This window comes from Ornatilinea apprima (assembly GCF_001306115.1).
GTDB classification, from domain to species: Bacteria; Chloroflexota; Anaerolineae; order Anaerolineales; family Anaerolineaceae; genus Ornatilinea; species Ornatilinea apprima.
The window spans coordinates 122,047-143,788 of record NZ_LGCL01000025.1; the positions used below are offsets into that span (position 1 = coordinate 122,047).

Consider the following 21,742-nt stretch of genomic DNA (forward strand, 5'->3'; position numbering starts at 1 on the left):
ATCAAAGTCTTCTACGACGCCTGCATCATCTATTCATAAAGGCGCACAGCCAACGCACCAACCACAAGCATAGAAGTTCCGCCGTCCTTGCATGGATACGAACCATTCCACGTATGGGTACATTCGGAGCCAAAAGGATGCTAAAATCTTCGAGTGTTTTTTATTGGAATAAAAATAATTATTCAGGTAGATGAATGATAGCCAACACCCCGATTCAAAAACTTGCCCCTTTCCTCCAGAACCATACTAACCGTGAAACACCTTTTCTGCTAATTGACAGCAACCGCCTGCGCGCGACCTGCCAGACGTTTTTGCGCGCCTTTAGCGGCGACGAAGTCTACTTTTCCATGAAAGCCAACAGCACCCCCGCAGTGCTGAAAATCATCGCGCAGGAGGGCATTCGGTTCGACGCCGCTTCCTACGCCGAAATAGATAAGCTAATCCGCATGGGCATCCCGGCCGAGAAGATCATCTTTATGGCGCCCACCAAAATTCCGGCCGATATTGAACGGGCTTACCTGTCCGGTGTGCGCGTCTTTTCCTTTGACTCGGCCATGGAGCTGCAAAAGCTGGCCAGCCTGGCCCCCGGCGCGCGGGTAATGTGCCGCGTCGCGGTGGGCAACGAGGGCAGCGAATGGCCGCTGGAACGCAAATTTGGCGCGTCCGCGCTCGAATCCGCCGCCCTGCTCACCAAAGCCGCACAGCTTGGCCTTAAGCCCCTGGGGCTGACCTTCCATGTTGGCTCGCAAAACCGCAATCCGCGCGCCTGGCGCGCCGCCATCGAACAGTGCGCGCAGATCTGGTATGTGCTGGCCGACCAGGGCATTCAACTGGAAGCCATCGACGCGGGCGGCGGGTTCCCCAGCAATTACGGTAAAGACTACCCCGCCGTGGAAGAGATCGCCGCCGTCATCCACCAGGCGCTGGCGCAGCTCCTGCCGCCCGGCACGCGCCTGATGGTCGAGCCGGGGCGCGGCCTGGTGGCCGAATGCGGTGTGCTGGTTACCTCGGTGATCAACCGCGCCCACCGCGCCGGGCAGGAATGGCTGTACGTGGATGCCAGTGCCTACCACGGCCTGGTCGAAGCCATGCAGGGTTTCACCTTCCCCATTCGCACCGAAAAAGACTTGGCCCCGCGCGCGCCGTTTGTGCTGTGCGGCCCCACCTGCGACAGCACCGACGTCATTCAAGAGAACGTCCTGCTGCCCGCCACCCTGGGACTGGGCGACCGCCTGTACCTGCTTACCACCGGCGCGTACACCACGTCCATGGAACATTACAACGGCTTCCAATTCCCCTCCACAGTGATTGAATAACCGCGCGCCGCCGCAATAGAAAAAACGCGCCTTCCCCCATAGTAAGACGGGGGAAGGCGCGTTTGATTGCGCGGTTTGGACCGGCTAAATTTCGATGCCAGTTACATTGCGAACAACCACCCCCACAATGAATGAGAAGGCCGCCACCCCCACGCTAATCAACGCCATTTCGGTAAAGCGGCGCTTAAAGGAGTAGCCCTTGGCCACGGAGATATAGAAATTGAAAACCGCGATAATCACCAGCGCGTTGAACACGGTAAACGCCAGGCTCACCAGGTAATTCTGGAACAGGAAATACGGCAGCACCAGAATCAGAACGGTGAAGATATAAGCCACACCCGTGTAAATCGCCGACTTGAGCGGATCCTGCTCGCCTTCTTCCGATTTCTGCGACAGATATTCTGAAGCCGCCATTGAAAACGAAGCCGAAATGCCGGTAATCAGACCGGCCAGGGCGATCAGGTTGGTCTTTTGAAAAGCGAACGAAAAGCCCGCCAGCGCGCCGGTCAGCTCCACCAGGGCGTCATTCAACCCCAGCACCACCGATCCGGCATACTTCAGGCCTTCCTCGTCCAGCATATCCATTAATTCTTCTTCGTGAACTTCCTCTTCTTCCATCACCTGCTTGGCCTCAGGGACGCGGTCGAGCAGTTGGGAATAGGCTTTTTGCGCCTTTTCTTCACCGAGTTCCATCAACTTGATACCAAACGTCAGCCCCAAAATCCGTGCCAGCCAGTAAAATAAGTTCACCTGGAACCAGTTGGGGCGAATTTCCATGCGTGTGTAGCGATTCCAGATTTCATAATGCTTCTTCTCTTCTTCAGAGATCTTCTTAAGCACCGCGCTGTTATTTTCGTCTTTAACCTGTTTTGCCAGGCGCGCGTAGGTGTGATGACTGTTAATTTCGTCTTGTTGCAAAAACAGCAGCTTTTCAATATCGCCTTTTCCGAGATTGGCTTGTGTGGTTGTCATTTTTCCTCCAAATCAATCAATTCGCGCAAGCTCTTGCCCCCCAACTCAAACATCTTTAATGTACCACGCTTCTAACCGCCTTACCCCGCATTTGTATAAGGAACCCCCCGGTCAAGCCAGACCGGAGGGTTCATCTGGTTGGCAATCTGCCGGGTTATGGATAAACCGGCGCGGTGGCGGTGGGCAGCTCCCGGACGAAGTCTTCACGCTTCAATACCGTAAGCGACTGGGCCGTTGCCGCGGTGATCCGAACCACATACGGTTTGCCTTCCACCAGAGCGTAATACTCCCCGCTGGCCGGGTCTTGCGCCCCCACCCGCACCGTGTAGGTCTGCGCGGCGCCGTCTTGCAGCGCGGTGATTTCTGCGACTGCCTGCGGGTTATCCAGGCCGTATTCGGGCTTAACGCTGGTTCCCACCGGGGCGCTCATGCGCAGTTGGGTCAGCGCGGTAACCAGCGACGTAATCCGCGTGGCCTGCAGCTCTTCTCCTGGCTGGCGGCCGCTGAATTTCCAGTTACCGCTTTCATCCTTGTTCAATTCAAACGTGCCATTGGCATTGGTGACTGCCAGGCTTTGCGGGTCGGCCGCGCTCAAATCAAGATATAGGGTGTCAATCCAGCCGCTGGGAAGCGCGCTGAAATCATTGGCCGTCAGGTTGCTCACCAAAAAGACGGCGTCTTCTCCCTCCACGCGCGCGTGGGCAGCCTGTGTCGCCGGCGAAGAGCCGATATAAACCACCTGCTGGCTGCCGTCGGCCAGGCTCAACGCCACCCGCCGCAGGTAAGCGTCTTCCGCCACCTGCAGGCGTTTGTGCGTTTCGGCGGTGTTGGCCGCCTGGCGGCTGCGTTTGGCCTCCACCAGTTTTTCCAGCGCCGCTTCAATCCGGCTGGTTTCGGCGGCAAAGCCGTCTGTGCCGCTCACAACCCAGCCATCGCCCACTTTTTCCAGGCTCACCTGCTCACCGGCGGCGCCGCTCACAGACAGCTTAACCACCTGGTCAGCGGTAAAGTTCGCTAATAAAGGCTGGCCGGAGCCGGTTGAGGTGCGCGGCCAAAAGACCAGAGCGGTCAGCGCCAGCTGTGCTGCCAGCACAATCACCAGAATTCTTTGTAGCTTGTTCATCCTTCCCTCCCTTTACTCCACGCGCCCCGGAATGGCCAACTGCTCCACGGGCAGCAGCTCCAGCGCCTTCTGGCCGCGCTTGCGCGCCTGCCAGAAGAAGAAGACCACCACCATGGCCAGCGCCTCCAACCCGTAGGCGATCCCCTCAAACACGCGCTGGCTGCCATCGTTGAGCGGGGCCAGCAGGTGAATAGCCGAACCGCGCGCGCGGATGCTGAGCAGGTCTTCGTCTTCCACGCTCCAGTCCACCGCGTTTTGCATTAAGCGCAGGTTGTTGAGGTAGTAATCGCCGCTCAAGCGCGCCGAGAGCTGCAGCGCGAAATCATTCAAGAAATCGGCTGACCCGAACACCACCAGGCGCGCGTTCGCCGGTGACTGCTCCAGCACCACTGCCGGGGCAGCCTGGCCTTCTACCTGCGGCTGCGGGGGCTGCTTGCCCTTGAAGTAACTCTCAAACTGCCCCTGCACGGCCACCCCCAGCGGGTAAGGCTGGCGCGTTTCGCCGGTGGGGAAGCCCCATTCCGGGTAGGTCTGAAAATCGGGCACAACGTTGATGTCCGTCGTCGTCCACGACTGCTGGCTGGACGAAAGCAGCACTTCTGCCGCGCGCCCGGCGTTCTTTTCTTCATCCAGCTCCACCACCGAGGCGTAGTTAAAGCTCACCGCCGGCAGGTTGGTGGTAACCGGGTTGTCCTGGCTCATCGCGGACAAGCGCACGTCAATGAAGAACGGGTAATCCACCGCCTGAATATCCTGCACGGTGTAGCCGTTCACATCGCGGTTCACAGCCACCGGGAAAGCGGCATTCTGCGGGTCAAGCACCAGCTCGCTGCCCACCTTCACACCATAATGCGCCAGCAGATCTCGCAGCCCGCCCTCAATGGGGGTCAGCATCGGCTCGCCGTAATACGGGTCTGCCCCCAGGGTATTGCTGCCAGCGGCCACCACCAGCGCCCCGCCGCGCATTAAGAACTGGTCCACCGCGAACAATTCCATCTCGCCAAAGTTCTGCGGCGCAATCAGCAGCAGCGTATCCACGTCGGCCGGCACGCTGCCCGCGCTCAGGTCCACGTCTTTCACCGTGTATTCGGCGCGCAGCTGCTCGCGGATGGCCTGAAACGTGCTGATCGGCTGCTGCATCTGCCCGAACATATCCTGGGTGGGCTGTTCTGAGGGCGACCAGACCCCCACCACTTTCAAAAAGCCATCGCTGGAACGTTTGAGCATGCCTTCCAGGGTGGTGCGCACCTCGGCCTCATTGGCTTCCACAGGCGGGTAGGCCGCCACCTGACTGCCGTTGTTGTCCAGAATCAGGTGATAGAAATAGGTGTCATCCGAGAAGAGCGTTACCTGGAACGGCTGCACGCCCAGCTCTTGCAGCTGCTGGCGGGTCATCGCCGCGCCGGGCTGGTCGGGGTCCACTACCCGAAAAACAAACTTTCCTTTCGATTGCGCCGCGATCTCCTCGCCCACTTTCCGCACCAGGGCGTCCACTTCCACCAGTTCCGCCGGCAGCGTTTCGCCGCTGACGTAATACGTCAGCGTAACCGGCTGCTCCAGCGCCGAGAGGATCGCGTCCACACTCTGAAAGCCGTAAACCACTTTCTTGATCGCACGCGCCAGGTCATACTCCAGGCTGCGGAAGCTCACTTCCACCTGCTCGCCGCGGTTGTTAATATCAATCAGGTCGCTGAAGTTCAGCACTTCCCACTGATCGCCGTAGCGCACCAGCACATCAAAATAAGCGTTGACAATCGAAGCCTCGTTGCGCCCTGAGATCTGGAACGGCGTGGCTTTAATGCCGTATTCCTGGGCGGCTTCATTCTCAATTTCCGGGTCGTTAAGCGGATCTACCACCTCGGTAGTGACACTGCCGCCCGAGGCGATCTCCAGCTCGCGCAGCATATCGCGCAACTGCGGGATGAGCGGCTTGAGCAGCGGGTGGGTGTTTTCGCTGATATAAGCGCGGATACTCAACGGCTCCGGTAAACCGCCCACCAGGTCGCGGGTTACCTGCGAGATGGTGAACTCTTTTTGCGCGGTCAGGTCCAGGCGCAGCCCGCTCAGCGGATACAGCCAGGCGTTCACCACCAGCAGATTGGCGCACAGCAGCGCCACCGTGCTTTTCATGCGATTCTGGTAGCCCTTTTGCTGCGCGCTCCAGCGCTTGGCGTCCAGCGAGAGCACATTCAACGCCAGGAAGATCGCCGTCAGCGAAAGATAATACACCAGATCGCGCAGGTCAATCACCCCGCGCTCTATACTCTCAAAACGGCTTCCGGTGCCCAGCGCCCACAGCACATCACTGGTGATGCCGCTGGTCAGGTCGGTGATGCCGCGCGTGCCCACCAGATAAAACACCCCTCCGATCAGCACAGTAACGATCAGCGAAACAATCTGGTTATCGGTGCGCGAAGAAACGAACAGGCCAATCGCTGCGTACGCCGCCGCCATCAGAACCGCCGCCAGGTAGCCGCCGAACACCGGTCCCCAGTCCAGGTTGCCCAGCAGCGAAACCATGATCGGCAGGGGCAGGGTCAGCGCCAGCGCGAGGACGATGATCGCCATCACCGCCAGAAATTTGCCCAGCACCAGTTCCGCCGGTTTGACCGGCAGAGTCAGCAGGCTCTCCAGCGTGCCGGAGCGCTGTTCTTCACTCCACTGGCGCATGGTCAGCGCCGCCAGCAGACCGATCAGCAGCACCGGCATCCAGGTGAACATCGGGCGCACATCGGCCAGCCCGCGCACGAAGAATTTTTCAACGGTGAAAAACACAAACAGGGTCGCAGCTAAAAACACGCCCAGAAAAATCAGCGAAAGCAGCGAGCCAAAATAGATATCCAGTTCTTTACGGGTGATTGCCAGGATTTTTTTCATTGTTTCACCTCTTAAGCTGCCATGGCAATTTCGTTAAAAATTGATTCAAGGCTGCGCGTGTCGCGGCGCAGTTCGCGCAGACGCCAGCCATTGGCAGCGGCCAGCTGGTAAATGGCCGGCGTCAGGTCAGCTCCATTGTTCCCCAACACACGGTACGCCGGGTGAGCGTCTCCGTTTTCAAACGCCTCCACTTTTTCCACGCCCGGCAGCCCGCGCAGCAGCGACTCGGCCCCCGCCGGGCGCTCACCCAGCACCACCACCGCGTTGCCCGTCGCCGCCAGCTCATCCAGGCGCGCGTTGGCGCGGATTTCACCGTTCATCAGAATAATTACCCGGTCGCACAGCGCCTCTACTTCCGGCAGAATATGGGTGGAGAACAGCACCGTACTCTGCCCGGCCAGGCTCTTGATCAACCCGCGGATTTCGACGATCTGTCGCGGATCAAGACCCACCGTGGGCTCGTCCAGAATCAGCAGCGGCGGTTGGTGCAAAATGGCCTGCGCCAGCCCCACCCGCTGCCGGAAGCCTTTCGACAGCGTGCCAATCGGGCGGGTGAGGTGTTTCTCCAGCCCCACCGCGTACACCGCCCGCGAAATCTTCTCCAGCTGCGCATCCTCGGGAATTTCACGTAAATCCGCCGCCAGTTGCAGCGTTGCCTGCACGGTCAGCTCCGGGTAGAGCGGCGCATTCTCTGGCAGGTAGCCGATGCGCGCCTGAACCCCGCGCGGGTCTTGCATCACATCGATGCCGTCCACCTCCACCACACCCGCGTCCGGCTGCAGAAAACCGGTAATCGTCTTAATAATGGTCGTTTTACCGGCTCCGTTGGGGCCTAACAGGCCCACAATTTCTCCCTGGGCAATGTCAAAACTCACGCCTCGCAGCGCTTGCACATTCCCATACGCTTTTTGCAAATCCTGAACTCTAATCACGTTCCCCTCCTGAATTTTGGAGATTTAACACAATTTCAAACATAGCAAAAAAAGATAAAGATTTGGTTAACGTTGCGCCGCATTTTTTCACAACCCCTAATTTTAGTCCTGTTTTGAAAAAATGAAGGCGGGTGAATTTTCTCGCTGCCCGGCACCCCCCGCAGCTTTACCATATCCAGTTTTTGGTAGGGTGGGAGGCCACCCGCAGGGTGGGTGCAGGGGCATGAGAATGTTGGTGTTTCGACAAGTTTGCTGCACCGAAACCCACCATCCATCATGTTTGGATGCACCGGTGGGTTTCGGGCGGTTTCAAGATGATTTTGCCTCAAAGTTGATTGGCCCGCCCTCCACACCACCCTACAAGAGAATCCCGTTCATGAAAAAAAACCACTCCCTCCCGAAAATGCGTTTCCAGCATTTTGGGGAGGGCTTGGGGTGGGGTCCGCCCGAAAATGTATCCAATGGATACATGCCAAAATTGGCTGCATCGTCTAAACTAATTCTGAAGTGATTTGCCCTGCATGAGCAAACCTGTTTGGAGGTATATATGGACGTAACCAGCAAAGTCAGCAAAGCCGTCAAATCTGCCGCGGCTTACAATTTAGAACACTTTCACCAGGCCTGGCAGCGGCCTGAGCTGCGCCGCCTGATGGGCAATGAGCTGCTCTTTCCTCCCTCACCGCGCGTCATTTCCGCCCTGGTGGAATCGCTCAACCAGATCAATTACTACCCCGAAGATTCGGGGACGCATCTGCGACTGCGCGAAGCGCTGGCCGGTTATGTGGGACTGGCAGGCAGGCCCGATTGGATCACGGTGGGCAATGGCTCCATGGAAAACATTGATATGCTGCCCCGCACCTTCATTGATGAGGGCGACGAAATTTTGCTGCCCTGCCCCGATTATTCCCCCTACACCCGCCGCCCGCAAATTTTTGGCGCGAAGGTAGTCGACGTTACACCCGACGCAGACTTCAACTACACCCTCGCCGATTTCACCGCCAAAGTAACGCCGCGCACCAAAATGATCATTCTCAGCCGCCCCAACGCGCCGATTGGCAACATGATCAGCCGCGAGCTGCTGGAAGACCTGTGCCACCTCGACTGCATCGTCGTCGTGGACGAGGCTTACACGGAATTCTCTAAGCAAACGGTCTGTGATCTGGTGGAAAAATACGACAACCTCATCATCAGCCGCACCTTCTCCAAAGCGATGGGGCTGGGTGGCATTCGTCTCGGCTTTGTGGTGGCCCAGCCAGCCGTGATCGAAAGCATCAACCGCGTGCGCGTGCCAATTAACATCAGCCTGCTCACCCAGGTAGCCGCCATCGCCGCCGTGGAAGACGCCGAATACATCCGCGCCAACACGCTCAAAGTGATTGAAAACCGCGAATCTTTTATCAAGTCCCTGCGCCAGATTCCGGGTATGCAGCCCATCCCTTCCCAGGGCAATTTCGTGATGATCAACTGTAAGAAGACCCGCCAGCCCGGCAAATTCTTCTACGATGCCCTGCTGGAAGCCGGTTATCTTGTCCGCTGCTTTGATAACGCCCGCGGCCTGCCCGGTGAAGGTTTCTTCCGCGTTACCATTGGCACCCAGCAAGACATCCAGGGCGTTCTGGAAGTCTTGCACACCCAGGTGGTTATGTCGCTTACCCACTAACCGCCGGGGAACCAGCCGCATCAATCTAACCATTCCTTTGGCCTGCGCCATCCCCAGCGCAGCCAGTTCCTGGCCTGGGCTCTTGAGAGACCAGGCCAGTACTTCAAAACCATGCCCACAATCGCTCACCTCGCGAAAGAAAAACATTATAATATCTCCAGCCTTCTCCGGAAGAGCGTGGTCTCACCGGTTATGTTGGAGCCAAATTTGTCTTTCACCTTTCCGCTGCTCACCACCAAATTCTATATCCCGCAGGTGCGGCCGGGGTATGTAGCCCGCCCGCGTCTGATTCATCTGCTGGACCAGGGCACGCGCCACCGCCTCACTCTCATCTCCGCGCCCACCGGCTTTGGCAAAACCAGCCTGCTGGCTGACTGGTGCCTCACAGCCCGGCAGAGGGAGAACACGGTCTGCTGGCTTTCGCTGGAAAAAGGGGACAATGACCCCATTCGATTTTTCACTTACCTCGTCACCGCCCTGCAGACCGGTTTTGAAGGCCTGGGAAGCCGGGTGTTGCAGCTTTTCGACCAGCTTGATCCGCCGCCTTTGGAATACGCCCTGGCAGGCTTAATCAACGAAATCGCGGCACTTTCTCTGCCGGTTATCCTGGCGCTGGACGATTATCACCTCATTGATCACGCCGCGGTGCACAGCGGAATGAGCTTTCTCATCGAGCATCTGCCCCCCAACGCGCATATCTTCATCAGCACCCGCAAAGACCCGCCCATGCCGCTAGCGCGCCTGCGCGCCCAGAAAAACCTCTTCGAACTGCGCAGCGAGGACCTGCGCTTTACCTCACAAGAGACACGCCAGTTTTTAGAAACCGCCGCCCATATTGGCCTGCTGCCCGAATCGATTGATATGCTGGAAAAGCAAATGGAAGGCTGGGCAGCTGGCTTGCAATTGGTCACCCTCTCTTTGAGCAAGAGCAGCAACCCCAACCAGGTGCTTGAACAAATCGCCCTCGGCCACCCCTACTTGTTCGACTACCTGGTGGAAGAAGTGCTTCACCAGCAGCCGCGAGAAGTGCGCGACTTTCTGGTTACCTGCGCCATTGTAGAGCGGCTGCACGCCGGCCTGTGCAACGCCCTGCTCCAGGCCGAAAACCAGCCCGCCGCCGCCACAGAAATGCTTGCCTACCTGCAGAAGAACAACCTTTTTCTGATCTCATTGGACGAAACGCATACCTGGTTTCGCTTTCACCCGGTTTTTGGCAATGTTCTCAAACGCTATTTCGATCAAAACCACTCGCAGCGCGCCGCCGCCCTGCACCTGGCCGCGGCAAAGTGGTACGAAGCCCACCAGCTTCCCCTGGACGCCGTCTCGCATTTGATCTGCGCTCAGCAGTACCCGCAAGCCGCCCGCGTGCTGCACGAGTCGGCCTGGGACTACCTGAGTGCCAACAACCAATGGACCACCGTCAAATATTGGATTGATAAACTCCCCGCTGAAGAGAAACGCCAGCATCCCCGCCTGTATCTTCAATACGCCTACGCCCTTCTTTCATTGGGAGAACTGGCCGCTGCCGAACACTATCTCACTCTGGCAGAGCAGTATCTGCAGGCATCCCACGACCTGACCGGCCTGGGTGAGTTGTTTGCCATTCGCGCTCTGCTGCTGCGCTACGAATCGGACGCCCCGCGCATTCAACAATTTGCCCGCCAGGCGCTGGAATACCTCCCGCCCGAGAACCGCCTCCAGCGCAGCCTGGCCTGGAACTGCCTGGGAATTGGCCATCACCTCGATGGCGATATTGCCAAGAGTGAAGACGCGCTGCGCGAAGCCCTGCGCGACGGTCAAATGGCGCAAAGCCAGCCATCGCTGGCCACCTCACGCTACCTGTTGGGTCACGTCTGCCTCAGCAAAGGGAACCTGCAGGAAGCCGAAATGTACTTCAAAGAGGCCCTGGGCAGCCCCGACAAATTGGGAGAGTACGCGCCTACCAGCAACACCTTTGAAGCCTGCTTCTTGCTCGGCAAAGTCTACTACGAATGGAATCACCTGGAACGCGCCATCGAATCACTGCGCACCGGAATCGCCCTTTCAGAGCGTATTGGCAGCCACCGCCACGCCTCTTACGGCTATGTCAAGCTGGCCCACGCCCTGCTCTCTGCCGGCAGCCCGCAAGACGCCGACGGCGCTATCGAATTAGCCGAGCTGACCGCCCGCGAGCTGGATACCGAAAGCCGCATTCTGCAATCGCTGGCCTACAAAGCCTGGCTGCGCCTGCGTCAGAACCGCGTTGATGAGGCCGAACAATGGCTCAACACTTATGAGCGCCGCGTGCGGGTGGGGTCATTCTACGACCGCCAGGTAGAAAGCCTGGTTGCTGCGCGTATCTACACCGCTCTCGCGGAGCCGCGACGCGCCCTTACCCTGCTCTCGCCCCTCATCCAACTGGCGCGCGGGGCGGGGCGTAATGGTCATTTGTTTGAACTGCTCGCTCTGCAAGCACTGGCGTTAAATTTGATGGGCCAGCCAGACCCGGCCCTGGAAGCCCTCAAAGAATCCCTGGAGATCGCCGCTCCGGCTCAATATATTCGCGTCTTTCTGGATGAAGGCGAACCCATGGCCGCGATGCTGCGCCGCTTGCAGGACTCATCTGACCGCAGCCCCTTTATCCGCCAGATTCTACACCCTACCGCGCCCACCGAAACCGCCCCATCGCCGCCTGCCCCCGCGCGGGCCGCTGCCGAGGCGCGCGTGGAACTGCTGCACAACCGTTACTTTGAGCCGCTGACCCAGCGCGAAATTGACGTGCTGCACCTGGTAGAAGCGCTGTGCTCCAACCAGGAAATTGCCGAGCGGCTGGTCATCACCCCCGGAACCGTCAAACGCCACCTGCACAACATCTACACCAAGTTGGACGTGGAATCGCGCCGCCAGGCGGTTGTGCGCGCCCGCTCGCTGGGAATCTTGTAACTAAATCTGTACTTTTACTGTTAATGAATGAAGCCAGTCCCTCGCCCTCTGATATAATAAAGCCGGTTTCAAAATTTACCGTTACAGAGGAGCAGGATCATGCGCTTTGTCCGCAACCCCGAACAGACCCCGGAAAAAATTCTCTCCCCGCAGCAGCGCAAGAGCGCGGTCTACACCATCCTGGTGATTGGGCTGGCCATCGTTGCCCTGGGCACGGCTGGTTTTTTCCTCAGCTTCATCCTGCGCGAGCAGATCACCCAACAGGGCCTCAACTATCGCGATACGCAAACCTACTCCATCGCGGTTGCGTTTGCCGGCGTCTTTATCTATGCAATCGCGGCTTCAGTTTTCAAAGTCGGCCTGCGCAAAACCACCTTCTACAAAATCACCACCATCCTCAAAGACGAACCTTTTGACCCGCCCATGCAGGGCGACCATACCAAGCGCATTCTTTCTGAGCTGCGCTACCTCAGCGACGAATGGGCTATCTTCCGCGACATCAGCCCCGCTGGCAGCAAAGAAGCCATCCCGTTTGTGCTGTGCGGGCCCAAAGGGGTTTATACCCTCACCGTCGCCGCCGGACGGCCGGGCAAAAAGAATTTTGCCGACCCGGCGCCCATGCTCAATCATCTCACCAAGTCCCTCAGCAAAGACCTGAATGCCGAAATCACCCCTCTGATTCTGTTCATGGGCAACCCGGTCAATTACGACACCAAATCCAAAGCCCAGGCACTCAACATCAACCGCATCTACCGCTGGGTCAAAGAACAGCCAGAGCAGCTCAACCCGGCCGCGCTTGAGCAAATGGAAAGCAAGCTCTTCACGCTGATTAACCCGCAGAAGAAATCCGCTCCATTCATCAGCTAATCAGGCAGATCAATCATCGCGCCATACCGCCGGGGCTGCACGCCCCGGTTTTTCTTTTACCGCACAATTAATCGCAGGGTTTGGCGTAAGGTCAATATCAGAAACCCATTCTTCAGTAACGTGCCGTCTTCCCGAAGGCAAAAAACCACTGAGCTGACTGTGATACTCCCTCCCGAAAATGCTGGAAAACGCATTTTCGGGAGGGCTTGTGGGGTGGGGTCGCACAAAAAGGGGCCGCCCATGGTTTGGGCGGCCCCTGAGGTTCAACCGAGGGAGCTATTGAACTGATGAAACTGTGAAGTCAAATTACTCTGCGACAGCGGCAGCTTTGGCCTTCATGGCCTTATTGTGGCGCATGCGCAGCGCGCCAGTGGCCAGAACCACAACCGCGATGATCACGATCAAACCAGGCAGGCCGAGGGTATTGAAGTTCGAGCCGTACAGGCCAGCGAACAGGAACTCGGGGGTCAGGTGACCGAACCAGCTGGTAACGCCGGTGCCTTCGGCAACTTCCAAACCCTGATTGATGGCAACCATGGTCAACCACGGGGCAACCGCGATCGAAACGAAGGTACCGATGATACCCATCAGGATGGTGGTTACGAAGGTGCGCAGCATGTCGAAGCGGTTCGGGGCGGCTACGAATACCCAGAAGAACAGCAAAGCGGGCAGGTCGGCCAGCGGAACGTTGACAGCGCCGGGAATGATGAAGGCCAGAAGCAGCAAAACAGGGACCATCAGAACGGTGGTGGCCAGAACAGTGGTGTTACCCACAGCGATAGCCGGGTCTACACCAATGAACAACTCGCGGCCGCCCGTCTTTTCTTTCATGAATTTCGCGGCAGCTTCCGATACTGGCACCAGCGCCTGCATAACGATACCCGACATCATGGGCAGCAGTACCAGAGCGGTGGCCAGGCTGATCATCAACATAACAACATCGGTCCAGAAGAAACCAGCGCCAATGCCCATCAGGGCGCCGATGATGCCGCCCAAAACGGCTGGCTCGCCGATGACGCCGAATTTTTCCTGAACATACTCAGGGGTGAAGGTCGCTTTCGAAGTCGCCGGGATTTTATCCAGCAGACGGGCCACATAATGAGCGAAAATACCCCACGATACGTTGGTGCCCTGGTAGAAGGAGATACCTTCAAAACCGTAGTCGGCGCAGTAGCCCTTCAGGGCGTACCAGTCCGAAATCATCAGGTTCAACCAGGCCAGCATACCCGAGAAGACCAGAGCAACCAGCGCGTTGCCAGTCAAACCGAAGATAATCAGGGTGGCAATTGTGGCTTCCCAGGTGTCCCAAATGTTCAGATTCAGGGTGTCGGTCATGTTGGTGAAGATCATCAGCAGGTTGACGCCCAGGCTGATGGCGATCACTGCGTAGGCAAGGGGGGAAGAGAACGCAAAAGAGGCAAACGCCGCCCAACCGATATCGGTGTAGGTGAACACGCCGCCGAAGCGCTCTGCCAACGCGGTAGCCGCGGGGGCTACTTTGGCCAGGAAGTAGTCAACAATGATGTACACACCAGAGAACCCTACCGAAATCATCAGGCCATTGCGAATGGCGCGGACTGGTCCCAGGCGAACAAGCAGGCCGATCACAGTGAACACGATAAAAATCATGAACAGCGGACCAGCGTTCAGCACGGGATCAAGAATGGTAGAAAAAATTTGATTAAAATCCATCGCTTCTTTCCTCGTTTCCAGGTTCGTTAGTTTGGATATTACACGGCTTCACAGTAAACAAACTACACCAGTTAATCGTCTTCTCCTTGTATATCTCTGATTGAACCACCTCCTGGTTTTCACTTAAGCACGGATTGGTCAACGAAGTTCTTTAGTCAGCCATTTTCGCAATGGCATCGAACAAATCGTTGTAGAGTTTGTCCTGGCCAATGCCGGTGAGCAGCGGAACGCCACTGAAGACCAACACATCTTCGCGCGGTTTAATCTGCGCGGTGGCAACAATGATGTCTGGGTGAACGGTCTGAATCAACACATCCGTGTCAGAGACTTTGCCTTTCTTGACGGTCACTTTCACTTTTCGGCGGCGGGCCTCATCTTCAATTTTGACAGCGGCCAGCGATGACGTGGCAATGGAAGAGCCGCACATCACGAGAATTACTGCAGGTCTGTTCATACAAATGCTCCTTTTCTAATCGAATTTCAACACCCACTGTGAGTGTGTATCCCCAGTTGAAAAAAGTTTGTGCTGGCAAGCCTCGCGGCCTTTCCAGCACAAACCATCAGAACTATTGGTTCAGGTAGAGTTTAATCTCTCCCAGCAGATTCATCATCACCTCAGGGAGGCCAACCGAAATGCGGAAGTGAGCGCCTGGCTCCAAACCGGCCTTCTTGGAAAAATCGCGCACCATGTAGCCTTTCCCCATCAGATGATTGACAAAGTCGGTGCCGGTTTTTCCCGTTTCTTTGACATTAATCATCACAAAGTTGCCCTTGGAAGGGATCGGCTTCAGGCCGGGGATTTTGGCGATTTCTTCTGTCATCCAATCGCGGGTTTCGGCCAGCTTCTTGAAGATCTGGCGCACCTCGTCCATATGGTCCAGGGCCGCGTTTCCGGCTGCCATCGCCGCCAGGTTGACATTGAAGATGTGGCGAGAGCGGTTAACATAGCGGATCAGTTCGGGGTGGGCAATCACATAGCCCAGGCGAATGCCGGCCAGGCTAAAGCCCTTGCTGAACGTGCGCAGCACAACCAGGTTATCAAATTCGCTCAACCACGGAGAGACCGAGGTGCCGTCATCGGCCATTTCAACGTAGGCTTCGTCTACAAAGGTTACCACACCCGTCTCCAGAATGCGGCGCACGTCTTCTTTCGGCATCACAGTGCCCATCGGGTTGTTGGGGCGTGAGAAAAGCACAAACTTGGTTTTGGGGGTAATCTGCGCGATAATCGCGTCCGCGTCGGGCACAAAATTGGCGTCAGTATCGGCATATTTGATCACCCCGCCAAAGTATTTGATGCGGGGGGTGTAAGCGGAATAATCGGGCTGCACCAACACGCACTCATCTTCACCGGGTTTGGCAATAAAGATTTGGAAGAGCAGGTCCAGCACTTCAATCGAACCGTTGCCCAGGGTGATATTTTCGGGCTTCACCGCGCTGTAGGCGGCCAGTTTCGAGCGCAGCGCCAGAGCGTAAGAGGGATCTTCGGCGTAGTAATTCGCCTGCGATGCGGCTTCAATAATCGCCTGCTGAACAGCCGGAATGGGCGCGTAGTTCGATTCATTCGACATGGCGCGGTGAATGCTGGCATCTTCCCAACACTGCGTAACGTGGTGCTGGTCATAATCGGGCACATCGAAAATGCGGGGGTTGACGAGCGGTTTGAATTCCATAGCTTCTACGGTGGTTACTCCTTAAGTGAAATGGTCATGTACCTTTATCGTTGAGGGTCGAACGACAGCTATTTGGTTGTTTCAGCCTGTAAAGCGCTTTGCAAACGCCCCAGCAGGTAGTGAATATCGGGATTCTTCTCAAATTCCACAAGGGTATCCTCATCTTCCACCAGGGTGGCAAAAGCCTTCAGGAAATTGAGGTGCTCTGAGGGATCAGCGATGGTCAGCAAAAAGATCAGGCGCGCCTGCACCATGTCTCCCTCGCCGCCCATGGGCTCAAACTCCACCGCGTTCTGCAGCACACCAACCGTCAGAGAGGGTTTAAGGGTCCATTCCGGGTCGGCATGGGGAATTGCGACTTCGACACCACGGGTATGCAAACCGGTCGGGTAATTCCGCTCGCGTTCCAAAACCGCGTTGAGAAAACCGGGAGTCGCGTATCCCTTCTCAATCACCACCTTCGACATGACCGTCAGCACTTCTTCACGGCTGGTTGCATGATTGAGGTTCAATACTTCGATATTGGAGAGAATATCCGTCGCCATTAATCATTTCCTGAGGGTGGATTTGTGATACTCACTGTCATGGAGAATGCTGCTCTGGATGAAGCGCTTACCATCCAGGCAGCGATTTTCCAACAAAGATACCAATAAGGTTTTTCACCAGTAAAATATTGTGTGATCATTATTATAAGAACTTGATACCCAATCCGTTTATGTTTTATTTGTAATTTTCAGTTAAGACAATTGCATACTATTTATGCTATAATCGCCGCATATGCCCCTCAAAACTCCCTTTCTCAACGCCCGGCAGCGCGGCATTATCGATGCCCTTCTGCGCGCCGAAGGCCGGCTCACCCTCACCGAACTGGCAAAAGCCACCGGCCTTTCTCCGCGTGTTATTCGATACAACATGGACCTGGTGCGCGCCTGGATGCAAAGCCTGAAGGTTGAGTTTGTCAGCCGCCCTGGGTTTGGCTTTGAAGTACTCGCCAGCCGCGCGCAGCGCCGGCAGCTCCTCTCCAACCTTAGCCAATTGGAAGACACCGACATCATTCTTACCCACCAGCAGCGCGTGCGTATCATCCTGCTCAACCTGCTCACCAGCCGCGAGCCTCTCTCAGCCAGCCGCCTGGCCGACGCGGAGAATATCTCGCGTTCCACCATTTTCAAGGATTTGCAGGAAATTGAAGCCTGGCTTGGCGATTTCGGCATGCATCTCATGCGCCAGACCAACCGCGGTATGTGGTTGGAATGCCCCGAATCTTCGCGCCGGTTTGCTCTTTTACGCCTCATTCGCCAGGAAATTGGCGACAGCAAATGGCATCTTTTAAGCGGGTATTTCCGCTCTGACAACCGCTATACCGACCAATCCATCAGCACGCGCTTTGAAAACCTGATCAACAGCCTGCCGCTTCATTTCTCACGGCGGCTGGTCGCCAAAATTGAGGCCAGCTTGGGGCGCACAATGGCGCTGCGCTCGCGGGTGGAGATTATGGTATATATCGCGTTAGCCATTCAGGCCATGCAAGAGGGCCGCTGGCTCACCGGCGAGGTTGACCCGGTGGTGGAAAAGACGATTGAGATGGATGTAACCCGCTTGATTGCCTATGATATTGCCGAATGGACAGGCCGCGCCCTGCCGCCCGCCGAATTGGAATTGATTACCGCCTATCTGTTAAGCTGTAAATGGGCATATTCCACTAACACGGCCCTGGTTAACGAAGATTATGATCACGAAATCAACGAAGAAACCCTGCAATTAGCCCGCGACATCGCCTCGCTGTGCTCCATGCAGCTTCACCCCATGTTAAAAATCGACTCGGAACTGATTGAAGGCCTGGCCGGGCATTTGGGCTCAAACATCTACCGCATTCAATACGGCATGCCCATTCGCAATAATTACCTCGATGAAATCCGCGAACGCTACCCAGAAGTCTATCGCAGCGCTGAAGATGGCGCGAAAATCATCGAAAAACGCTTTGGCAAACCCGTGCCTGCCGCGGAAATTGGCAACATCGCCCTTTACCTGGCGGCATCGTTGGAGCGTCTGCGCACCGAACAGGGCGTCAGGCACCGCGTGATTATCGCCAGCGACGGCGTCCGCGCCCACCCCACTTTGCTTAAAGCGCGCCTGGAATACGAGTTTCCCCAGCTTCACATCACCCAGGTCATGAATAATTTTGATTGGGATCAGGACCCTGAATACCGAGCGGATGTGATCCTCAGTATTTTGCCGCTCCAAAATCTGCCCCTGCCGGTCATCGAAATCAGCCCCTTTCTGGACGAGGAAGACATCAATGCCATCCAGAAATGGATCAACGAGAAAAACCGCGAGATTCGCGAGAAAAGTCTCATCTCGCAACAGAAAACATCCCTGGTCGATCTGCTCAAAACCTCACATATTGTCATCCACGATGGTTTTGACACCTGGCAGGAAGTAGTTTACGCCGCCTGCCAGCCGCTCATCCGCGACCACGATATTGAAGAGCGTTACTTGCGCGCCACATCACGGATCATTGAGGAACACGGCGCGTTCATGGGCCTGGCGCCCGGCATGATGCTGCTGCATGCCAAACCCACCGAAGGCGTCAACCAGCTCTGCATCTCCCTGATGAAGCTGCGCCAGCCGGTCATCTTCCACAATGCGGAAACCGGCCCAGTCGACATTGTTGCCGTGCTTGGTGCGGTGGATAACCATTCCCATCTCACCGCGCTCTTCCAGCTTTACAGCCTGGTGCAAAATCAGGCCTTCATGGCCGATCTGCGTGCCGCGCTTTCGCCTGCCGATATTTTGCGCACCATCTGGCGCTGGCTTCCCAACGTCCACCAGTACCAACCCCCTTCCGAGTAACATTAACAATACCTGCCATTAACAGATTAACGCATTGATAACCGCTGATTTTTATCCAGTGAACAAGGCGTTAGTGTTTTATTGTCACAACTTTTATTTACAAAAATAACGCAATGCAAGAGCATCGCGGTCATCTATAATGATTTTGCAGCGCCGGTTGCCGTTCAGGCGCTTGAATCACACAACAAAAGTAGTAAACCATTCATAAATGCAAGTTTAATTCTCATCTCTTACCGGAGATTAAGCAAAATACAAGGAGCGAGGAATGATGGAAGCTGAAATTCAAGTCAAACACGAACATGGGCTGCATGCCCGCCCCGCAGATCTTTTTGTGCGCACCGCCAACCGGTTTCAATCCAACATCCAGGTGGTCAACATGACCACCGGTTCCAACCTGGTGAATGCCAAAAGTATCATCCGCATTTTGGGTCTGGGCGTCTGCAAAGACCATAAAATCCGCTTGATTGCCGAAGGCAGCGACGAAGCCGAAGCCATCACGGCCCTCACCGACCTCATCGCCAACAACTTTAATTAATCCGCCAGCATTTCACCCGGATGGGAGGGAAAGACAAGATGCGTGTTTTTACAGGTGTTGGGGTCTCCCGTGGAATTGCAATTGGCCCGGTATTTCAGTTCAAAAAAGCGCGCCTCGAGTTTAAGAGCTACGCGCCAGAAAACCCGGCTGAAGAATGGGAACGCTTTCAAAAATCGGTAGCGGTTGCCAGAGAGAAAATTCATGCTGTTTATGTCAATGCCCGCTCTGAGATCGGCGCCGACGAGGCCGCCATCTTTGAGGCGCACCTGTCCATTCTGGACGACCCGGAACTGCATGATGCCGTTAAAGAAAAAATTTACCGCGTTCCGCTCAACGCCGAAGCCGCCTTGTTTGCCGCTTCAGAAGCGTTTTGCGCCGAGCTGGAAGCGATTGAAGACGAGTACTTCCGCGCCCGCGCCCTGGACGTGCGCGACGTTGCCAGCAGCGTGATGCGCGTTTTGCTGGGCATCACCGAAAGTGGTTATGAAAACCTCACCGCGCCCTCCATCATCATCGGACGCGATATCACCCCCTCCGACTGCATCACTCTGGATCACCATATGGTGCTGGGCTTCTGCACCCTCGAAGGCGGCCCCACCTCGCACACCACCATTCTGGCGCGCAGCCTGGGCGTTCCCGCCCTGGTAGGCCCATCAGATGAAGTGCTCAGCCTGCCTGACGGCGCCACCATCGCCCTCGACGGCTACAAAGGCGAGCTGGTGACCGAGATGAACGCCGTGGAGTACGCCCGCTATGAGTCGCTGCGCGACTTAAAGAAACAGCACCTCGGCAAAGCCCTCGATCAAGCCCATCTGCCGGCCGTCACCAAAGACGGGCATCAGGTGATTGTGGCCGCCAATGTGGAAGGTGTGAGCGCCGCCCCCGAAGCCCTGAAGAACGGCGCCGAAGCCGTGGGGCTTTTCCGCACCGAGTTTAACTTCCTGCAGCAAACCAAAATGCCCGATGAAGAGACGCAGTACAAATCGTACCGCGACACCCTGGATGCCTTCGATGGCCGCCCGGTCATTCTGCGCTCGCTGGATATCGGCGGCGACAAGCAGCTCCCCTACCTGGACCTGCCCTACGAACTCAATCCCTTCCTGGGCGTGCGCGGCATTCGCCTGTGCCTCAAAAACCGCCCGTTGTTCAAAACCCAACTGCGCGCCGTCTTACGCGCCGGTTACCAGCACAACCTGCATCTCATGTTTCCCATGGTGGCCAAAAAGTCCGAGATCCGCGCCGCTAAAGAAGTTTTGGAAGAATGCCGCCAGGAACTGATCGCTGAGGGCAAACCCGTGGCCGAGAACATGCCCGTGGGCATCATGATCGAAATCCCTGCCGCCGCGCTGCTGGCCGACCAGTTGGCCGATGAAGTGGATTTCTTCTCCATTGGAACCAACGACCTCTCCCAATACACCCTGGCCGTTGACCGCACCAACCCCAACCTTTCCGACCTGGCCAACGCCTTCGACCCGGCCGTGCTGCGCCTGATCGCCAGCGTGATCAATGCCGGCCACAAAAAAGGCAAGATGGTGGGCGTGTGCGGTGAGCTGGCTGGCGAACCGCTGGCCATTCCCATTCTTCTCGGCCTGGGGTTGGATGAATTCAGCATGAACGCTCCCGCCATTCCGATTGCCAAGCAGATCATCCGCGAGATGAACCTGGCTGATACGAAAGAAATTGCCCAGGCCGTATTGGAGATGGAAACCCCATCCGACGTGCGCGCCTACGTTGCCCAGAAATACCCCTTCTTGAATGAGTTGTAAGACGTGTTTTTCAGCAAACGTCTCAGTTGTTGAAAATTATATTGGATTGGAGAAAAAAAACCTTACCATCATGTCCACCAAGACAAACGCGTTTCAAATGGCTCAAGCACAATTTGACCATGTGGCCGATCTGCTGGCCCTAGACCCGCAGGTGCGCGAATTTCTGCGCTGGCCGCTGCGCGAATACCACTTCCGCATCCCCGTGCGCATGGACGACGGCAGCATGCGCCTGTTTGAGGGCTTCCGCGTGCAGCACAACGACTCGCGCGGCCCCAACAAGGGCGGCATCCGCTTCCACCCCGATGAAACCGCCGACACCGTGCGCGCCCTGGCCATGTGGATGACCTGGAAATGCGCCGTGGTCGATATTCCCCTCGGCGGCGGCAAGGGCGGCGTGATCGTTGACCCGGCCACCCTCTCGCCCGGTGAGAAAGAGCGCCTGGTGCGCGGCTGGGTGCAGCAAATGTGGAAGAACATCGGCCCGCGCCAAGACGTGCCCGCCCCCGACGTGGGCACCACCCCGCAGATGATGGGCTGGATGATGGACGAATACT

The 21,742-nt window shown here is 56.7% G+C and carries 16 protein-coding genes; 8 read left to right on the top strand and 8 right to left on the bottom strand.

What is annotated here, in order from left to right:
* Nucleotides 1-194 precede the first annotated feature (194 nt).
* Entirely contained in the window at nucleotides 195-1,316 is a 1,122-nt protein-coding gene (locus ADN00_RS11590; protein ID WP_075063152.1) for a type III PLP-dependent enzyme, read from the top strand.
* A gap of 84 nt (nucleotides 1,317-1,400) precedes the next feature.
* On the opposite strand, the gene ADN00_RS11595 is transcribed toward ADN00_RS11590, so the two are convergent.
* The 4 genes from ADN00_RS11595 to ADN00_RS11610 form a co-directional block, all read right to left on the bottom strand.
* On the bottom strand, nucleotides 1,401-2,288 hold the full coding sequence (locus tag ADN00_RS11595; RefSeq protein ID WP_201781186.1) for a VIT1/CCC1 transporter family protein: 888 nt from the start codon (nucleotides 2,286-2,288) through the stop codon (nucleotides 1,401-1,403).
* 154 nt (nucleotides 2,289-2,442) lie between these two features.
* Nucleotides 2,443-3,411, bottom strand: a complete 969-nt coding sequence (locus ADN00_RS11600; protein ID WP_075063153.1) for a DUF4340 domain-containing protein — start codon at nucleotides 3,409-3,411, stop codon at nucleotides 2,443-2,445.
* Between the two features lie 12 nt (nucleotides 3,412-3,423).
* A complete protein-coding gene (locus ADN00_RS11605; protein WP_075063154.1) occupies nucleotides 3,424-6,288 on the bottom strand; it encodes a Gldg family protein in 2,865 nt (954 codons plus the stop codon).
* An 11-nt stretch (nucleotides 6,289-6,299) separates the two neighbouring features.
* On the bottom strand, nucleotides 6,300-7,220 hold the full coding sequence (locus ADN00_RS11610) for an ABC transporter ATP-binding protein (RefSeq protein ID WP_075063155.1): 921 nt from the start codon (nucleotides 7,218-7,220) through the stop codon (nucleotides 6,300-6,302).
* Between the two features lie 547 nt (nucleotides 7,221-7,767).
* On the opposite strand from ADN00_RS11610, the gene hisC reads away from it, so the two are divergent.
* The 3 genes from hisC to ADN00_RS11625 all read left to right on the top strand — a co-directional run bounded on the left by hisC (nucleotide 7,768) and on the right by ADN00_RS11625 (nucleotide 12,669).
* Entirely contained in the window at nucleotides 7,768-8,880 is a 1,113-nt protein-coding gene (gene hisC / locus ADN00_RS11615) for a histidinol-phosphate transaminase (protein WP_075063156.1), read from the top strand.
* A 207-nt stretch (nucleotides 8,881-9,087) separates the two neighbouring features.
* Nucleotides 9,088-11,802, top strand: coding sequence for a LuxR C-terminal-related transcriptional regulator (locus ADN00_RS11620; RefSeq protein ID WP_160317519.1), 2,715 nt, complete (start codon nucleotides 9,088-9,090; stop codon nucleotides 11,800-11,802).
* Between the two features lie 99 nt (nucleotides 11,803-11,901).
* On the top strand, nucleotides 11,902-12,669 hold the full coding sequence (locus tag ADN00_RS11625; RefSeq protein WP_075063158.1) for a hypothetical protein: 768 nt from the start codon (nucleotides 11,902-11,904) through the stop codon (nucleotides 12,667-12,669).
* Nucleotides 12,670-12,975: 306 nt separating this feature from the next.
* On the opposite strand, the gene ADN00_RS11630 is transcribed toward ADN00_RS11625, so the two are convergent.
* The 4 genes from ADN00_RS11630 to ADN00_RS11645 all read right to left on the bottom strand — a co-directional run bounded on the left by ADN00_RS11630 (nucleotide 12,976) and on the right by ADN00_RS11645 (nucleotide 16,579).
* Nucleotides 12,976-14,361, bottom strand: coding sequence for a PTS transporter subunit IIC (locus tag ADN00_RS11630; protein ID WP_075063159.1), 1,386 nt, complete (start codon nucleotides 14,359-14,361; stop codon nucleotides 12,976-12,978).
* Nucleotides 14,362-14,512: 151 nt separating this feature from the next.
* A complete protein-coding gene (locus tag ADN00_RS11635) occupies nucleotides 14,513-14,815 on the bottom strand; it encodes a PTS sugar transporter subunit IIB (RefSeq protein WP_082390089.1) in 303 nt (100 codons plus the stop codon).
* 112 nt (nucleotides 14,816-14,927) lie between these two features.
* Complete coding sequence (locus tag ADN00_RS11640; protein WP_075063161.1) at nucleotides 14,928-16,034, bottom strand: pyridoxal phosphate-dependent aminotransferase; 1,107 nt, start codon at nucleotides 16,032-16,034, stop codon at nucleotides 14,928-14,930.
* Between the two features lie 68 nt (nucleotides 16,035-16,102).
* Nucleotides 16,103-16,579 carry a PTS sugar transporter subunit IIA gene (locus ADN00_RS11645; protein ID WP_075063162.1) on the bottom strand — a complete coding sequence of 159 codons (477 nt, stop codon included), beginning with the start codon at nucleotides 16,577-16,579 and terminating at the stop codon, nucleotides 16,103-16,105.
* A 232-nt stretch (nucleotides 16,580-16,811) separates the two neighbouring features.
* Here ADN00_RS11645 and ADN00_RS11650 point away from each other — a divergent pair, with 232 nt between their 5' ends.
* The 4 genes from ADN00_RS11650 to ADN00_RS11665 form a co-directional block, all read left to right on the top strand.
* Nucleotides 16,812-18,887 (top strand): BglG family transcription antiterminator, encoded by a 2,076-nt coding sequence (locus ADN00_RS11650; RefSeq protein ID WP_075063163.1) that lies wholly within the window; start codon nucleotides 16,812-16,814, stop codon nucleotides 18,885-18,887.
* A gap of 265 nt (nucleotides 18,888-19,152) precedes the next feature.
* Complete coding sequence (locus ADN00_RS11655; RefSeq protein WP_075063164.1) at nucleotides 19,153-19,422, top strand: HPr family phosphocarrier protein; 270 nt, start codon at nucleotides 19,153-19,155, stop codon at nucleotides 19,420-19,422.
* A 38-nt stretch (nucleotides 19,423-19,460) separates the two neighbouring features.
* Nucleotides 19,461-21,188: a phosphoenolpyruvate--protein phosphotransferase gene (gene ptsP / locus ADN00_RS11660; RefSeq protein WP_075063165.1), complete on the top strand. Its 1,728-nt coding sequence runs from the start codon at nucleotides 19,461-19,463 to the stop codon at nucleotides 21,186-21,188.
* A gap of 70 nt (nucleotides 21,189-21,258) precedes the next feature.
* Nucleotides 21,259-21,742 (top strand): Glu/Leu/Phe/Val family dehydrogenase (locus ADN00_RS11665; RefSeq protein WP_407944718.1); only part of this gene is annotated, 484 nt, incomplete at its 3' end.

Bases quoted from the DNA above. Each gene is read 5' to 3' on its own strand.
- ADN00_RS11655 (WP_075063164.1), top strand. From the start codon at position 19,153: ATGATGGAAGCTGAAATTCAAGTCAAACACGAACATGGGCTGCATGCC.
- ADN00_RS11630 (WP_075063159.1), bottom strand. From the start codon at position 14,361: ATGGATTTTAATCAAATTTTTTCTACCATTCTTGATCCCGTGCTGAAC.
- ADN00_RS11625 (WP_075063158.1), top strand. From the start codon at position 11,902: ATGCGCTTTGTCCGCAACCCCGAACAGACCCCGGAAAAAATTCTCTCC.
- ADN00_RS11650 (WP_075063163.1), top strand. From the start codon at position 16,812: ATGCCCCTCAAAACTCCCTTTCTCAACGCCCGGCAGCGCGGCATTATC.
- hisC (WP_075063156.1), top strand. From the start codon at position 7,768: ATGGACGTAACCAGCAAAGTCAGCAAAGCCGTCAAATCTGCCGCGGCT.
- ADN00_RS11635 (WP_082390089.1), bottom strand. From the start codon at position 14,815: ATGAACAGACCTGCAGTAATTCTCGTGATGTGCGGCTCTTCCATTGCC.
- ADN00_RS11595 (WP_201781186.1), bottom strand. From the start codon at position 2,288: ATGACAACCACACAAGCCAATCTCGGAAAAGGCGATATTGAAAAGCTG.
- ADN00_RS11600 (WP_075063153.1), bottom strand. From the start codon at position 3,411: ATGAACAAGCTACAAAGAATTCTGGTGATTGTGCTGGCAGCACAGCTG.
- ADN00_RS11605 (WP_075063154.1), bottom strand. From the start codon at position 6,288: ATGAAAAAAATCCTGGCAATCACCCGTAAAGAACTGGATATCTATTTT.
- ADN00_RS11590 (WP_075063152.1), top strand. From the start codon at position 195: ATGATAGCCAACACCCCGATTCAAAAACTTGCCCCTTTCCTCCAGAAC.
- ptsP (WP_075063165.1), top strand. From the start codon at position 19,461: ATGCGTGTTTTTACAGGTGTTGGGGTCTCCCGTGGAATTGCAATTGGC.
- ADN00_RS11645 (WP_075063162.1), bottom strand. From the start codon at position 16,579: ATGGCGACGGATATTCTCTCCAATATCGAAGTATTGAACCTCAATCAT.
- ADN00_RS11640 (WP_075063161.1), bottom strand. From the start codon at position 16,034: ATGGAATTCAAACCGCTCGTCAACCCCCGCATTTTCGATGTGCCCGAT.